Annotated in this window: 17 protein-coding genes; 8 read left to right on the top strand and 9 right to left on the bottom strand. The window is 42.8% G+C overall.

The annotated features are described in order from the left end of the window. Positions 1 to 16: 16 nt before the first annotated feature. Together rlmD and DXA54_RS20605 are read left to right on the top strand one after the other, a co-directional pair. The gene (rlmD, locus tag DXA54_RS20610) at positions 17 to 1,387 is read left to right on the top strand and encodes a 23S rRNA (uracil(1939)-C(5))-methyltransferase RlmD (protein WP_256372853.1); all 1,371 of its coding nucleotides are present in this window, start codon (positions 17 to 19) and stop codon (positions 1,385 to 1,387) included. Between the two features lie 36 nt (positions 1,388 to 1,423). Further along, positions 1,424 to 2,344 carry an RluA family pseudouridine synthase gene (locus DXA54_RS20605; RefSeq protein ID WP_004303559.1) on the top strand — a complete coding sequence of 307 codons (921 nt, stop codon included), beginning with the start codon at positions 1,424 to 1,426 and terminating at the stop codon, positions 2,342 to 2,344. A gap of 70 nt (positions 2,345 to 2,414) precedes the next feature. Here the strand turns inward: DXA54_RS20605 and DXA54_RS20600 are convergent, their stop codons facing one another. Then, positions 2,415 to 2,828, bottom strand: coding sequence for a hypothetical protein (locus tag DXA54_RS20600; RefSeq protein WP_004295611.1), 414 nt, complete (start codon positions 2,826 to 2,828; stop codon positions 2,415 to 2,417). A 111-nt stretch (positions 2,829 to 2,939) separates the two neighbouring features. On the opposite strand from DXA54_RS20600, the gene DXA54_RS20595 reads away from it, so the two are divergent. The 4 genes from DXA54_RS20595 (at position 2,940) to DXA54_RS20580 (ending at position 7,505) form a co-directional block, all read left to right on the top strand. After that, on the top strand, positions 2,940 to 4,580 hold the full coding sequence (locus DXA54_RS20595; protein WP_120080559.1) for a B12-binding domain-containing radical SAM protein: 1,641 nt from the start codon (positions 2,940 to 2,942) through the stop codon (positions 4,578 to 4,580). 111 nt (positions 4,581 to 4,691) lie between these two features. Continuing rightward, entirely contained in the window at positions 4,692 to 5,315 is a 624-nt protein-coding gene (locus DXA54_RS20590; protein WP_004295608.1) for a DUF4858 domain-containing protein, read from the top strand. 100 nt (positions 5,316 to 5,415) lie between these two features. Continuing rightward, complete coding sequence (gene map, locus DXA54_RS20585) at positions 5,416 to 6,270, top strand: type I methionyl aminopeptidase (protein ID WP_004295607.1); 855 nt, start codon at positions 5,416 to 5,418, stop codon at positions 6,268 to 6,270. Further along, on the top strand, positions 6,270 to 7,505 hold the full coding sequence (locus tag DXA54_RS20580) for a DNA recombination protein RmuC (protein ID WP_120080557.1): 1,236 nt from the start codon (positions 6,270 to 6,272) through the stop codon (positions 7,503 to 7,505). The genes map and DXA54_RS20580 overlap by 1 nt, the downstream gene beginning before the upstream one ends. A 155-nt stretch (positions 7,506 to 7,660) precedes the next feature. On the opposite strand, the gene DXA54_RS20575 is transcribed toward DXA54_RS20580, so the two are convergent. The 4 genes from DXA54_RS20575 to DXA54_RS20560 form a co-directional block, all read right to left on the bottom strand. Then, positions 7,661 to 8,839, bottom strand: a complete 1,179-nt coding sequence (locus DXA54_RS20575; protein ID WP_004317960.1) for a hypothetical protein — start codon at positions 8,837 to 8,839, stop codon at positions 7,661 to 7,663. Between the two features lie 139 nt (positions 8,840 to 8,978). Continuing rightward, the gene (gene lepA, locus DXA54_RS20570) at positions 8,979 to 10,760 is read right to left on the bottom strand and encodes a translation elongation factor 4 (protein ID WP_004325757.1); all 1,782 of its coding nucleotides are present in this window, start codon (positions 10,758 to 10,760) and stop codon (positions 8,979 to 8,981) included. Between the two features lie 128 nt (positions 10,761 to 10,888). Then, entirely contained in the window at positions 10,889 to 11,089 is a 201-nt protein-coding gene (locus tag DXA54_RS20565) for a winged helix-turn-helix domain-containing protein (RefSeq protein ID WP_004295603.1), read from the bottom strand. A gap of 153 nt (positions 11,090 to 11,242) precedes the next feature. Then, complete coding sequence (locus DXA54_RS20560) at positions 11,243 to 11,701, bottom strand: C-GCAxxG-C-C family protein (RefSeq protein WP_004295601.1); 459 nt, start codon at positions 11,699 to 11,701, stop codon at positions 11,243 to 11,245. 92 nt (positions 11,702 to 11,793) lie between these two features. Between DXA54_RS20560 and DXA54_RS20555 the strand changes: the two genes are divergently transcribed. Together DXA54_RS20555 and DXA54_RS20550 are read left to right on the top strand one after the other, a co-directional pair. Next, positions 11,794 to 12,060: a hypothetical protein gene (locus tag DXA54_RS20555; protein ID WP_004295600.1), complete on the top strand. Its 267-nt coding sequence runs from the start codon at positions 11,794 to 11,796 to the stop codon at positions 12,058 to 12,060. An 11-nt stretch (positions 12,061 to 12,071) separates the two neighbouring features. After that, entirely contained in the window at positions 12,072 to 12,479 is a 408-nt protein-coding gene (locus DXA54_RS20550; RefSeq protein ID WP_120080555.1) for a secondary thiamine-phosphate synthase enzyme YjbQ, read from the top strand. Here the strand turns inward: DXA54_RS20550 and DXA54_RS20545 are convergent. From DXA54_RS20545 to DXA54_RS20530, 4 genes are all read right to left on the bottom strand, one after another. After that, on the bottom strand, positions 12,474 to 13,235 hold the full coding sequence (locus DXA54_RS20545) for an exodeoxyribonuclease III (RefSeq protein WP_004303567.1): 762 nt from the start codon (positions 13,233 to 13,235) through the stop codon (positions 12,474 to 12,476). The genes DXA54_RS20550 and DXA54_RS20545 overlap by 6 nt on opposite strands. Before the next feature lie 29 nt (positions 13,236 to 13,264). Further along, positions 13,265 to 14,518 carry an Nramp family divalent metal transporter gene (locus DXA54_RS20540; RefSeq protein ID WP_004295597.1) on the bottom strand — a complete coding sequence of 418 codons (1,254 nt, stop codon included), beginning with the start codon at positions 14,516 to 14,518 and terminating at the stop codon, positions 13,265 to 13,267. A 198-nt stretch (positions 14,519 to 14,716) separates the two neighbouring features. Beyond that, positions 14,717 to 14,962, bottom strand: a complete 246-nt coding sequence (locus DXA54_RS20535) for a TIGR03905 family TSCPD domain-containing protein (protein WP_004295596.1) — start codon at positions 14,960 to 14,962, stop codon at positions 14,717 to 14,719. 9 nt (positions 14,963 to 14,971) lie between these two features. Next, positions 14,972 to 15,706 (bottom strand): YebC/PmpR family DNA-binding transcriptional regulator, encoded by a 735-nt coding sequence (locus DXA54_RS20530; protein WP_004295595.1) that lies wholly within the window; start codon positions 15,704 to 15,706, stop codon positions 14,972 to 14,974. Positions 15,707 to 15,714 lie beyond the last annotated feature (8 nt).

The following is a 15,714-nucleotide window of genomic DNA, read 5'->3' as shown; positions in this document are numbered from 1 at the left end:
GGAGAAGGTAACAATCATGGATGTGGCTGCCGAAGGAAAAGCCATCGCAAAAGTAAACGACCTGGTGATTTTTGTTCCCTATGTAGTGCCGGGTGATGTCGTAGACCTGCAAATCAAGCGTAAAAAGAATAAATATGCCGAAGCTGAAGCGGTGAAGTTTCACGAGCTGTCGCCCAATCGCGCTGTTCCTTTCTGCCAACACTATGGCGTATGCGGTGGCTGCAAGTGGCAAGTGCTCCCCTATTCGGAGCAGATCAGATATAAGCAAAAGCAAGTGGAAGATAATTTGAGACGTATCGGGAAAATCGAACTTCCCGAAATTTCTCCGATTCTCGGTTCTGACAAGACGGAATTCTACAGGAACAAACTGGAATTCACCTTCTCAAATAAACGCTGGTTGACAAACGAAGAAGTTCGTCAGGATGTGAAGTATGACCAGATGAATGCGGTGGGTTTCCACATTCCGGGAGCCTTTGACAAGGTGCTGGCTATTGAGAAATGCTGGTTACAGGATGATATATCCAACCGTATCCGCAACGCTGTACGTGACTACGCTTACGAACACGATTACTCTTTCATCAATCTGCGCACACAGGAAGGTATGCTGCGGAATATGATTGTACGCACCTCTTCAACTGGCGAACTGATGGTAATCGTCATTTGCAAGATTACGGAAGATCACGAAATGGAACTGTTCAAGCAGTTACTCCAATTCGTAGCGGACTCTTTCCCAGAAATCACTTCTCTTCTATACATTATTAATAATAAGTGCAATGACACAATCAATGATTTGGATGTGCATGTATTTAAAGGGAAAGATCACATCTTTGAAGAAATGGAGGGACTGCGTTTCAAAGTAGGACCGAAATCATTCTATCAGACCAACTCGGAACAGGCTTATAATTTATATAAAGTGGCCCGTGAATTTGCCGGATTAACAGGCAACGAACTGGTATATGACCTCTATACAGGAACGGGAACAATCGCCAACTTCGTATCACGCCAGGCTCGCCAGGTAATCGGTATCGAATATGTGCCGGAAGCTATCGAAGACGCAAAGGTAAATGCAGAAATCAATGATATCAAGAATGCATTGTTTTATGCCGGTGATATGAAGGATATACTGACGCAGGATTTCATCAATCAGCATGGACGCCCGGATGTAATCATTACTGATCCTCCTCGTGCCGGTATGCACCAGGATGTAGTTGATGTCATCTTGTTTGCCGGACCGAAACGGATTGTGTATGTAAGTTGTAATCCTGCTACTCAAGCACGGGATTTGCAATTACTCGATGAGAAATACAAGGTGAAAGCCATTCAACCGGTAGATATGTTCCCTCACACCCACCACGTAGAAAATGTGGTGTTGCTGGAACTTCGATAATCCGTGATGATAATAGAATTTCAAAAGAAAAAAGAAATGGGAAAAAGACCTAGAAGAACTCCTGCTGAAAAAGCACGTGCTCAATATACCAATTATGCAGTGAAAGAACCCATGGAACTAATGGAGTTCCTGGCTGCCAAGATGCCGGACGCAAGTCGTACGAAATTAAAATCGTTGTTAAGCAAACGGGTTGTATTTGTTGATAATGTGATAACCACACAATTCAACTTTCCTCTTGAAGCGGGCATGAAAGTGCAAATCAGCAAACAAAAGGGAAAAAAAGAATTTAATAACAGACTGCTGAAAATCGTATATGAGGATGCCTATATCATTGTTGTCGAGAAGATGCAGGGACTTTTATCAGTCAATACAGAAAGACAGAAAGAGCGCACAGCCTATACAATACTTAACGAATACGTGCAACGTTCCGGACGTCAATTCCGTGTGTTTATCGTTCATCGCCTGGACAGGGACACTTCCGGCCTGATGATGTTTGCTAAAGACGAAAAAACACAGCGGACACTACGTGATAACTGGCACGATATCGTGACTGACCGTCGATATGTAGCTGTGGTGGAGGGAAGTATGGAAAAAGATTATGATACAGTCGTTTCCTGGCTGACTGATAAAACGCTTTATGTAAGTTCCAGTGAATATGATGACGGTGGATCAAAATCTATTACCCACTATAAGACCATCAAACGTGCCAACGGATATTCTCTGTTGGAACTCGATCTGGAAACCGGCCGAAAGAATCAGATTCGTGTACACATGCAAGATTTAGGACATCCTATTATCGGTGATGGAAGATATGGAAGAGAAGATGCTCCCAACCCTATCGGACGACTGGCACTCCATGCTTTCAAACTTTGTTTCTATCATCCGGTAACGGGAGATTTGATGGAGTTCGAGACGCCTTATCCGGCGGAGTTTAAGAAGTTGTTTCTGAAAAAATAAATTCCCATATTCAAAAATAAAGCCAGAATCATAATCGACTCTGGCTTTATTTTTAATCTTCATTATTATTTTATTGACGCCTCATATAAAATGGCTGTCCATCTATTCTATCTCTAAAATCCTGCCAATTATTATACCATGTTCCACTAAATGTCCTGCCGGTAGCTTCTGCACCCCAAATATAGGCATAAGTGCGGTCACCGTAGAAAAATAATTCCATTGAATTATATCCTCCATCAATCCATCTCCACTCAAAAACCAGATAATTTGGATCACCAGCAGAACCAATCGTTCCTTGATTTCTCGCATTAAATGTCATGAGCGTACCTCTTCCCCAGGTATATGCCCCGAAATCAATTTCTTCATTAGTATACCACTCGCCAGGCAGATTAAATTCTGTCTCTTCTTCACTCTCACACGAAGTAAAGCCAACCAATAAAGTCAGCATCATTAAGATACCTGCATATCTTTTTATCATTTTCATAATTCTCTAGTTTATTGCGTTTATTAATACAAAATTAGCATTTTATATTTACTATACATCACAAGCCACAAGTTTTTTGTACCTTTGCAAAGATAATATTAAATTTTCCACATGAAACTTCTTTGGCTTGATTTAAATAGTTCGTACGCTCATTCTTCGCTGGCATTGCCAGCCTTACATGCCCAGATAGCAAATAATACAGACATTGAATGGTGTACGGTCTCCGCCACTATCAATGAAAATACCGGTAGTGTCGTCAATCAAATCTACCGCCATCAACCGGACATCATTGCAGCTACCAACTGGCTATTTAATCACGAGCAACTCCTGCACATCGTTTCACGCGCAAAAGCGTTACTACCTCACTGCTGTGTTATACTCGGAGGTCCCGAGTTTTTAGGAGATAATGAAGCTTTCTTATATAAGAACAAATTTGTAAGCGGAGTGTTTCGCGGAGAAGGCGAAGAAGTATTTCCTTTATGGTTAAAAGTATGGAATCAGCCAAGAAAAGAATGGAAATCGATCACAGGACTCTGCTATCTGGATGAATCGGAAGCATACCATGACAATGGGCTCGCCCGTGTCATGAACTTTTCCGAATTAGTTCCTCCTGAAGAGAGCCGTTTCTTCAATTGGAGCAAACCCTTTGTGCAATTAGAAACTACCCGCGGATGTTTTAACACCTGTGCCTTTTGTGTCAGTGGAGGTGAAAAACCGGTCCGCACCCTATCTCTTGAAGCAACCCGGAAACGTCTTGACGTGATACACCAACACGGAATCAAGAATGTACGGGTACTGGACCGCACTTTCAATTACAACAACAAACGGGCAAAAGAATTACTAAATCTATTCCGCGAATACCCGGATATCTGTTTTCATCTGGAAATTCATCCTGCACTCCTTTCTGATGAACTCAAACGGGAATTAGCCACCCTTCCTAAAGGACTGCTACACCTGGAAGCCGGAATCCAAAGCCTTCGGGAAAACGTGCTTGAACAAAGCCGGAGAATAGGAAAACTCTCCGATGCTCTGGCCGGACTCAAGTATCTATGTTCCCTTGAAAACATGGAAACTCATGCCGACTTAATAGCAGGGCTCCCACTCTACCATCTATCAGAAATTTTCGATGATGTCCGTACTTTAGCAGAGTATGGCGCAGGAGAAATCCAACTGGAATCCCTCAAATTACTTCCGGGCACCGAAATGAAAAGAAGAGCGGACGAGTTAGGCATACAGTACTCTCCACTCCCTCCATACGAAGTTCTTCAAACTCGTGAGATCACCGTAGATGAATTACAGACAGCACATTATTTGTCCCGCCTGTTAGACGGTTTCTATAATACCCCAACTTGGCGAAGCATCACACGGATACTCATTCTCGAAAACCCTCATTTTATACATGAGTTACTCGATCATTTAGTTCAAACAGATGTGATTGACACCCCTCTTAGCCTGGAAAAAAGAGGATTAATCCTCTATGACTTCTGCAAGAATCATTATCCCGACTACCTGACACAAGTCAGCATTGCATGGATAGAAGCGGGTATGTCATTAAAAAAAGCTCCGGCAGAAAAAGTAAGAACCAAAAGACAGCTACCACCTGAAAACTGGGAAATAGAATACGGAGCATATCGCGAGAATCTACGATTATGTTTCCTTCCCACCGATGAAGAAGGACATGGTTACTGGTTTGGTTTTGAATCGGAGATTCAGAAGATACAACCGGTTTTCAAGGCTAAAAAACTATCATAAATAAAAGAAAAGTATTCTCATATTATGTGAAATTATTATTAGTCGCTAATCGTTTAGAGCAGCATTTCCTGTTTTCCACCGTCCATACAATAAACTTTACTAGCACAGTGTATGGACATTCGAAAATATCAATTCAATATTTTTTGCCTATTATTGTTCCCCTTATCCGCAACAGGACAAGAATGGAACAAACAGGATTCATTGAGACTTCAGCAAATGCTGGAATCCGGTCAGGAGATCAAGATAAATAGAAAGTTTATTGAAAAAGTAGAGCAAAACATGTACTCTCGAAAACCATTTGTAGATTTTGATCCCACACTACCGACTTTAAAATCTTCCATGATTTTTTCGAAACCTTCCATTCGCACTTATCAGACATTCCTAAAACCGGGTTCCACCTTTTTACCCACTTACTCCTGGTTAAGAATAAACAAGAATCTTGTGCTGCACAGTAAAAGTAATTTTGCAGAAAATTCCAGTTGCTTTCATATCCAAAGCCAAATAGAATATAATTTATCTCCCAAATGGTCTCTCAACATATATGGCGTACAAAACCTTGATACCCGAAAACACCGGGGCCTCCCTTCCGAAGTGGAACCCACCCAATTGGGTAGTAATGTTGTTCTCAAAATAAATAAAAACTGGAAAATAAAAACAGGGGTACAATACCAATACAATGTCCTCCGCAAAAGATGGGAATGGATACCTCAAATTAGTGTTTCATACGAATGGTAACCCGTGCCGACAATCAGGAATCGAAAAGTTTTAGAAAACAAGAAAGCATATTTTCCATTTATTCTCGTACCTTTGTCATACGATTAAATATGCTATCATAATGAAGAACTTTATCAAGGGATTCCGGTTTACCCCCTCCAATTATCCGGCAGAAGTAGAAGCAAAAATACAGAAATACAGAAAGCAAGGTTATAAACTTCCACCGCGCAAAGTACTCCGTACTCCCGAGCAACTGGAAGGTATCCGGGAAAGTGCCAAAATCAATACTGCACTGCTGGACTATATTTCAGAGAATATCCGGGAAGGCATGTCCACCGAAGAAATTGATGTGCTAGTGTATGATTTCACTACCAGTCACGGTGCCATCCCTGCCCCACTCAACTACGAAGGCTTTCCCAAAAGTGTTTGCACCAGCATCAACGATGTAGTGTGCCACGGAATACCCAATAAAAATGAGATTCTGAAAAGCGGAGATATTATCAATGTAGATGTTTCCACCATTTACAAAGGATATTTTTCCGATGCATCCCGTATGTTTATGATTGGAGACGTCAACCCTGATATGCAAAAGTTAGTACAGGTAACCAAAGAATGTATGGAAATAGGAATTGCTGCCGCACAACCCTGGAAACAGCTGGGTGATGTAGGCGCCGCCATCCAGGAACATGCAGAAAAGAACGGATTCAGCGTAGTCCGTGATCTCTGCGGACATGGCGTAGGGATGCAATTCCATGAGGAACCGGACGTAGAACATTTCGGACGCCGGGGCACAGGCATGATGATCGTGCCGGGCATGACCTTCACCATCGAACCCATGATTAATATGGGAACCTACGAAGTGTTTGTAGACGATGCCGACGGATGGACCGTCTGCACCGACGATGGACTGCCTTCCGCCCAATGGGAAAATATGATTCTGATTACTGAAACCGGAAACGAAATTCTGACATATTAATGGAACTGATTCTACTTATTGTTATTGCCGTGTTAATGATAGTCCTACTTGTATTATCACTAACCAAAGGCAACAATCAAACTCAAGCAGAACAATTACAAATAGCCTTGCGCCAGCAAATGCAGGAAAACCGGGAAGAACTGAACCGCAGCATCCGGGAACTTCGCATGGAAATGACGCAAACGCTGAACCAGAATATGCAACAGCTCCAAGATGTTCTGCACAAGAATATGATGACTACCGGAGAACTGCAACGACAGAAATTTGACATGATGGCCCGCCAGCAGGAAGCATTACTGAAATCCACCGAGAAACGACTGGATGATATGCGCCTGATGGTGGAAGAAAAGCTCCAGAAAACCCTGAATGAACGTATCGGCCAATCATTCGAAATCGTCCGTTCGCAACTTGAGAACGTGCAAAAAGGACTGGGAGAAATGAAATCTCTTGCTCAAGATGTCGGCGGACTAAAAAAGGTATTGAGCAACGTAAAGATGAGAGGAACGTTCGGCGAAGTCCAACTGGGTGCACTCTTAGAACAAATGATGAGCCCCGAACAGTACGACGCCAATGTCAAAACCCAAAAGAGCGGAACCGAATTTGTAGAATTTGCCATCAAACTTCCGGGAAAAGATGACGCCAACAGCACCGTCTACCTCCCCATCGACGCCAAATTTCCGAAAGATGTATACGAACAATATTACGATGCATTCGAAGCGGGAGACGCAGCATTGATGGAATCGTCCGGCAAACAATTGGAAAATACAATCAAAAAGATGGCAAAAGACATTCATGATAAGTATGTGGACCCGCCTTTTACCACAGATTTTGCCATCATGTTCCTCCCGTTTGAAAGCATATATGCCGAAGTAATCCGACGCACCAGTCTCATCGAAACACTCCAAAAGGAGTATAAGATTGTAGTTACAGGTCCGACAACATTAGGCGCCATCCTCAACAGTCTTCAGATGGGATTCCGCACGCTTGCTATCCAAAAACGTACCGGAGAAGTCTGGACCGTATTGGGAGCTGTCAAAACAGAATTCAGTAAATTCGGAGGGTTACTTGAAAAAGTACAAAAGAACTTGCAAAGCGCCGGTGACCAACTCGAAGAAGTCATGGGAAAACGAACACGTGCCATCGAACGCAAACTGCGGCAAGTGGAACAGTTGCCACACGAAGAAAGCCAAAAGATTCTACCTATTGACATAGAAGACGATTTGACAGATTACTAACTGATATTATTTAGGCACGGATTACACGATAAACACGGAAAGAAAATAAACTTATCCGTGCAATTCGTATAATCCGTGCCTAAAAAAATTAGAGAAAGTGTTTCGACACACCTCCACACTAAACAGAAAATGCTCTACAACATTTCCATATCACATCAATCCGCATAACTCCGCAAAGCCAAATTCTTCACCCAAAGAACGAAGATACCCGTCAGAATCAGATTCAATACCAGAGTAAGCACTGAAATAACCAATGCCGGGCCACCCAAGTTATATCCCAATGCAATGAAAATGATTCCGGCCCCTACCTCACCACGGGTAAACATACCGATGGAAAGAGCCAGTCGCTCACTTAATTTCCGATCACGATAGAAGAACATCGGACAAAGCTTTCCTATATTCGACAATAAAGAGACAATCACCACATGAAACATAATCATTCCCCACGACATCATCTCCTGTGATCCCGTTACGGAATAAGAACCTGCATGAGTCTCCGCAAAGTTCACTCCGATAAAATGCGGCATACTCATTCCCACCAGGAACATGAAGAAAAATGAAATCCCGGTAGCCACCTTTCGTTCCACAGGTGTGTCATGTTCCTTATGTTTCATAATCATACCCAGAACAAATGCCGGCAACAGGACTTCAATATGAATACTTCCCTCGTCCCCATACAATTCTTTACTCCCCAGATACAGTATTTGAGTAGCCAGAAATATAATCACTGAATAAAAGAGGATAGCCTTCCAATCCTGACGCCAATCATACTTATTCAATCTTTGCCAGCCGATCGACAATAACAAGAACACAATCACCACCACAATAATCAACTGCCAGCGCAGCCCGATCATCATAATCTGAAGAGGAATCATTAAAAGAATCGTATCCAAGTCATCGAAAATTGCCAATACCTGTATCTTCTTATAAATCCAACTGGACTTCAGTCCGATAGCCGCCAACATCGTAAACAGAATACCGGCTGATGTAGGTGCAGCAAAACGGCTTAACAATAAATTCTCCTTCCACGCTTCCCAACTATTCCAAAACTCGGGCGGAAGCAAAATAAACACATAATAAATGGCAATCATAAACCACGGTAAAGCAGCCGTAGCCATGGCTATAAAATAATCTTGAGCGTAACTTTTCCACCGCGTTTTATCAAGGACGAACTCACGGCCTACATTAATCATTATAAAACTAAGACATACATAGAGTAGTACATTCGATATGGATTTAACAGCTCCATACCCATCTCCTGCCATCATCGGCAGGAATTGCGAAACCACGAGCCCCAACATCAGGAAGCCCGAAAAAGACAGAACTTTTCTCATATTTATAGTTGTTTGTTGCTAAAAAGTAATTGCCAAGGAAAGCTCTGCAGACAGAAGGCAATCACCTGGTGTATTAAAAACTAACCGCAAGTCAATTTGTTCAGAACAGATCTCTGAAAAATTGCTTGCGGCAGTATTTTTAATCCAGCTTCAGTACGGCGAGGAAGGCTTTTTGCGGCACTTCCACGTTACCGATTTGTTTCATTCGTTTTTTACCTTTTTTCTGCTTTTCAAGCAGTTTACGTTTACGGCTCACGTCACCACCATAACACTTCGCTGTCACATCCTTACGAACAGCCTTAATCGTTTCACGGGAAATAATCTTAGCCCCGATAGCTGCCTGAATGGCAATATCAAACTGCTGGCGCGGAATAAGCTCTTTCAGCTTCTCACACATCCGGCGTCCCATATCGTAAGCATTGTCAATATGTGTCAAAGTAGAAAGTGCATCCACAGGCTCACCGTTCAACAAAATATCCAGCTTCACCAGCTTCGAAGTACGGAAACCATTCGGATGATAATCAAACGACGCATACCCTTTAGAAATACTCTTCAACTTATCATAAAAGTCAATCACAATTTCTCCCAAAGGCATATTGTAATAGATTTCCACCCGGTTACCGGAGATATATTCCTGTTTAATCAATTCACCACGCTTACCCAGACAAAGCGTCATAATAGGACCGATATAATCAGTCGTTGTAATAATAGATGCTTTGATATACGGTTCCTCGATATGGTCAATCATCGTCGGGTCGGGCATACCACCGGGGTTGTGCACCTCCTTCATATTGCCCTGCTTATCATATATATGGTAGGACACGTTCGGTACCGTAGTAATCACATTCATGTCAAACTCACGGTCCAGACGCTCCTGCACAATCTCCATGTGGAGCAATCCGAGGAAACCGCAACGGAAACCAAAACCCAAAGCCAATGAAGACTCCGGCTGGAAAGTCAACGACGCATCATTCAGCTGCAACTTTTCCAAAGACGCGCGAAGATCTTCAAAATCTTCCGCCTCAATCGGGTACACTCCGGCAAACACCATCGGCTTCACCTCCTCAAACCCGGCAATAGCCTTGTCACACGGACGGGCAATATGTGTAATGGTATCTCCCACCTTCACCTCTTTGGAAGTTTTGATACCGGAAATTATATATCCTACATCCCCCGTACGAAGTTCGTTACGAGGCACCATATCCATTTTCAACACCCCTATTTCATCGGCATCATACTCTTTTCCCGTATTGAAAAACTTCACCTTGTCGCCCTTGCGAATCGTGCCGTTTTCAATCTTGAAATAAGCTATAATTCCACGGAAAGAGTTGAATACAGAGTCGAAAATCAAAGCCTGCAACGGCGCCTCTTCATTCCCTTCGGGATGAGGAATACGTTCAATCACAGCAGCCAGTATCTCTTCCACTCCCATACCCGTTTTACCGGATGCACGAATTACCTCCTCGCGCTTGCAACCCAACAGTTCAACGATTTCGTCCTCCACTTCTTCGGGATTGGCGCTCGCCATATCGCATTTATTGATAACCGGAATAATCTCAAGGTCGTGTTCAATGGCCATATACAGATTCGAGATCGTCTGCGCCTGCACTCCCTGCGAAGCATCGACAATCAGCAATGCCCCTTCACATGCAGCGATAGAACGTGACACCTCATACGAAAAGTCCACGTGTCCCGGAGTATCAATCAGGTTAAGGACATACTTCTCCCCCTGATAAGTATATTCCATCTGGATCGCATGGCTCTTGATAGTGATCCCTCTTTCTTTTTCCAGATCCATATTATCAAGCATCTGCCCTGAAGTCACCTGAATGGTGTTAGTAAACTCCAACAGACGGTCGGCCAACGTTGACTTACCGTGGTCAATATGAGCAATAATGCAAAAGTTGCGAATATTCTTCATTCTGAATTCTTATTATTTTAGCTTTTTGGTGTGCAAAGATACGTAAATGGCGGAATAAAAAAAAATGCGTTGATAACATTATGATTATGTACCAACGCATTTTTTTATTGCTTAAGTGAGTTACTCGCTTAGATCAATTTGATGAAGAGTTCACCTTCAACTTCTTCCACAGAGACTTTGTCTTCTCTCAATAACCAGCCAAGGCCGAGGAACAGATCTTTGTCAACCAATTTAGTTGCTTTTTTAAGCTGCTTGGCAGTCATTCCTTCTGTTTCGTTCAGTGCATTCCAGATAGTACCTGCAATTACACCAGCTTTTTCTTTCAACATTTGCTTTGCAATTTTAGTTAGACATGCTTAAAATCATCCGGTCAAAAAGACTTTCAGATTTTATTTCGGGGACAAAGATAGTTATTTTTATGTTATATAACACTTTATTGAGCACTTTTTTATCGTTTTTGTAATAAAAAAGCATTTTTTCTTTCATTTAGGATGCTTTTCGAGATATTCAGACCAAATTCTTGCCGCTTCTTCCACCATTTTAGCGCAAGGACGCTTGCTATAATATTGAGCAGTACGCTCTTCCGGAATCGTTGAAACGGGATCTTTTTTCTTTAATCCCAACAATTCGCCACAAATCAGCGAGCCGTTACGCTTCTTAAATTCAGCCGCCAGTTCTTGCACCACCGCATAATTGGCAGCTTTTCCTTCCCGGTCTGTCGCTTCCGTAGCGCCGGTTTCCAAGCCCGCCACCAAAAACATACCGCAGGCAGCTCCACACGTTTCACGCATTCGTCCTATCCCCCCGCCAAAGGAAGCACCCATACGCAACGCCTGTTCCTGTGTAAATCCATACATATCCGCAAAGGCCGCTACTACCGACTGTGAACAGTTGTATCCGCTCTTAAAAAGCTCCACTGCTTTCTGTATTCTATCTTCCATAAACTATTTTGCATTTTTATTTCGCACAAAAATATAAAAAAGTATCTTTGCATCAGATAGGGCGTAAAGATTAAAATCAAAAAAAAGAAAATATGAACAAAACTATTTCATATAAAGAATCGACAGCCATTGCCATCCAAGCTATGATAAGCGCAGCCAGAAAGGATGAATATGCTGACAGGAAAAGAAAAAGTGGTTTTCCCCAAAACAGAAAGAAACGTGATGTCACTCTCAAAGATGTACGTGAATGGAACAAGAGAAGAAATTATAAAGAGGATGCAGGAATTGCCGTCAATGCAATGATGGCATCAGCTATCAACGACCCCTATGTGGACCTGAATCCACCCTCCAAATTCTAAGAGATAAAACAATGGCTACAACATTCGATATTCAACTCCCTCATTACCCGCGTGGATTTCATTTAATCACGCGTGATATCATTTCACAACTACCAGCACTTCCCGAAAGTGGCCTGCTGGTAATCTTTATCAAACACACCTCTGCCGGACTAACTATCAACGAAAATGCAGACCCGGACGTACGGCATGACTTCCAGACATTCTTTAATAAACTGGTTCCCGACGGTGCCCCCTATTTCATCCATACCCTCGAAGGCCCCGACGATATGAGCGCCCATATAAAAGCCTCCCTGATAGGAAGCTCGGTCACTATCCCCATCAAGAATCACCGCCTGAACCTGGGAACATGGCAAGGTGTCTACCTCTGCGAATTTCGCAACGGAGGAGACACCCGTAAATTGAGTATTACTATCCTATAATATTTCCAACGCCATCGGACAATGATCGGAATGTACGGCCTCATTCAGGATATACGCACGTTTCAACAGCGGGCGTACCGGCTCACTAACCATGCAATAGTCAATTCTCCAACCCTTATTTTTGGCACGCGAATTAAAACGATAGCTCCACCAGGTATATTCCTGTTTTTCGGGACAAAGCGTACGGAAAGAATCCACATACCCCGCAGACAGGAAACGTGTCATCCACTCCCGTTCTTCAGGAAGGAAACCACTGTTTGTTGCATTCCGGACAGGATCATGAATGTCGATCGGCTCATGGCAGATATTATAATCACCACAAAGAATCAAATTGGGACGGGACTTCTGCAACTCCATCACATACTTTTGAAAATCTTCCAGCCACACCATTTTAAAAGCCTGGCGTTCGTCCCCGCTCGTTCCCGAAGGGTGATAAACACTGACTACCGATAAGTCTCCGAAATCCGCCCGGATAAAACGTCCTTCATTATCATAAGCCTCCATTCCCATCCCATATTCCACATGGTCCGGTTCCTGCTTGGTAAGTATGGCCACTCCACTGTATCCTTTCTTCTGCGCCGAATACAAATAAGACTTGTAACCCAACGCTTCAAACACCTCTCCCGGATACTGGTCCGGTTGCAGTTTCGTTTCTTGCAGACAAAGAATATCAGGATTCTCCTGCGCCAGCCATTCCGGCAAACCTTTAGATACGGCGGCACGTAGTCCGTTCACATTATAAGTAATAATCTTCATCGATCTATATGTATTGATTTATATTCATTTTATGAAAACAAAAGCATGATATTCAGTACCGAAACAATAATGGCAATCGAATACAACACAAACGTGCTCCAACGACTATTGACATAATCTCCCATCACCTTTCGGGAAGACGTCAGTCCCACCTGCAAAAATACCGTGAAAGGTAATTGAATACTAAGTATCATCTGCGAAATAATCAATCCTTTGAAAGGATCTCCAATAAAGAAAATCAGCAATAAGGCAATTCCCAGAGATAAAAGGACTCCTACCTGCGAATGGCTGTCTTTGATATGATACGATTCACCGAAAATACCCGCAAAGATGGAACCTGCCGCCATTCCGCTCGTAATGGTGGATGAAATACCCGCCATCAGCAATGCCAGTGCAAATACGATGGCAGCATTACTTCCCAACAAAGGTTCGAGCAATGACTTAGCCTGTTGCAGTTCCTCTACCTGAATACCGCTTTTAAAGAAAGTAGCGGCAGCCAGAAGAATCATGGCACTGTTAATCGCCCAGCCGACAATCATAGAGAAAAGAGTATCAAACAACTCATATTTCAAGACCTTCTTAATAGAAGCATCATCTTTCTTATTATATTCGTGACTCTGAATCACCTCCGAATGAAGAAACAGATTATGAGGCATCACTACCGCTCCCAACACACTCATTATAATCAGCATACTTCCTTTCGGAAAAGAAGGAGTCACCCACCCTGCTGTCGCAGCCGGCCAGTCTATTTCCACCAGAAACAGTTCGTAGATAAACGAAAGCCCGATAACGGAGACAAATGCAATGATGGAACGCTCTATCTTTTTATACGAATTAGTGAAAAGCATGATAGAGACAAAAAGCGTAGTCAACACAGCTCCCCATATAATAGGAATATCAAAGAGCATTTCCAACGCAATGGCACCTCCCAGAATTTCCGCTAAAGAAGTAGAAATCGACGCCAATACCGCCGTACCAAGAATAGGTCGCGACACCCATTTGGGAGTGTATTTAGTGGCCGCCTCCGAAAGGCAAAGTCCGGTAACAATCCCCAGGTGGGCAACGTTGTGCTGAAGTACAATCAGCATAATAGTAGACAATGTAACCACCCAAAGTAAGGAATAGCCAAATTCGGAACCGGCGGCGAAGTTAGAAGCCCAGTTTCCCGGATCAATAAATCCTACCGTAACCAGAAGCCCCGGACCAATATATTTAAAAACATCCAATCCACCCAGATAGCGTTTATGATCTTTGCGTTTTAAGTCTTGAAAAATATTCTTCATTTTTGCATAATAGTTTTAACCTTACAAATATACTTATAAATAACGAGTGAAGGTCAATTTTAGTTCAAAATACCGACAAGTAAGTAAACAACACCCGGATACCCCCCCTATGGATTCCCACAAAAAAAAGACCCTCGACAAAATAAATTGCCGAAGGTCTTGAAAAATATCAAATTTTACAAAAATAAAAGAAGTCGATTAATATCCCATCTCATGTAATGCACGACACAATTGGTCAGGACATGAAGTCGGTCTGCCACCACAATGCACTCCTTCAAGTTTTGCGATAACATCCGCTACCTTCATTCCTCTCACAAGGCGGGAAATACCTTGAAGGTTACCATTACATCCTCCCCAGAAAGCAACTTCTTTCACCACTCCATCTTCCACATTCAGTTCGATGTTGGTGCTGCAAGTTCCCTGGGTTCTATACACATATTCCATAACCTTGTCTTATTCTCCCTCTTCCGGCTGCATATTGGTATAAACAGTCTGCACGTCGTCAAATTCTTCCAAACGTTCGATCATCTTATCCAATGTTTCGCGCTGTTCCGGAGTCACCTCTTTCATGTCGTTCGGGATATAAGTGAAGTCTCCACCGACATCTTCAAAGCCACACTCCTCCAGGTGTTTCTGAATAGCGGCATAGCTCTTGGGATTACCATAGATAGTGATTGTTCCTTCTTCATCATCCTCTTCGTATTCATCTTCCACATCATAATCGATCAGATCCAGAATCAGTTCTTCCATATCCAATCCGTCTTTCTTCTTGAAAGTGAATACACATTTGTGGTCGAACAGGAACGCGAGAGATCCCATTGTACCGAGATTACCGCCAAACTTATTAAATACCGAACGAACGTCAGCCACCGTACGGGTTGTGTTATCTGTCAGCGTATCCACAAATACAGCAATACCGTGAGGACCGTATCCTTCGTAAGTCATGCTCTTGTAGTCGCTCTGGTCTTTACCCATTGCGTTTTTGATAGCACGTTCAATATTATCCTTCGGCATATTTTCACGCTTACAAGTAGCGATCACCGAACGCAAAGTCGGGTTATTTTCAGGTTCCGGACCGCCTGCCTTTACAGCTATCGCGATTTGTTTACCCAGTCTTGTAAATGTTTTAGCCATGTGGCCCCATCTTTTCAGTTTAGCGGCCTTTCTATATTCAAATGCTCTTCCCATTGGTTTAT

Origin of the sequence: Bacteroides sp. OF03-11BH (assembly GCF_003604005.1) — a bacterium.
GTDB lineage: Bacteria > Bacteroidota > Bacteroidia > Bacteroidales > Bacteroidaceae > Bacteroides > Bacteroides ovatus.
The sequence above is the reverse complement of the archived record's forward strand: the minus strand, read 5'-3'. Positions and strand labels throughout refer to the sequence as shown.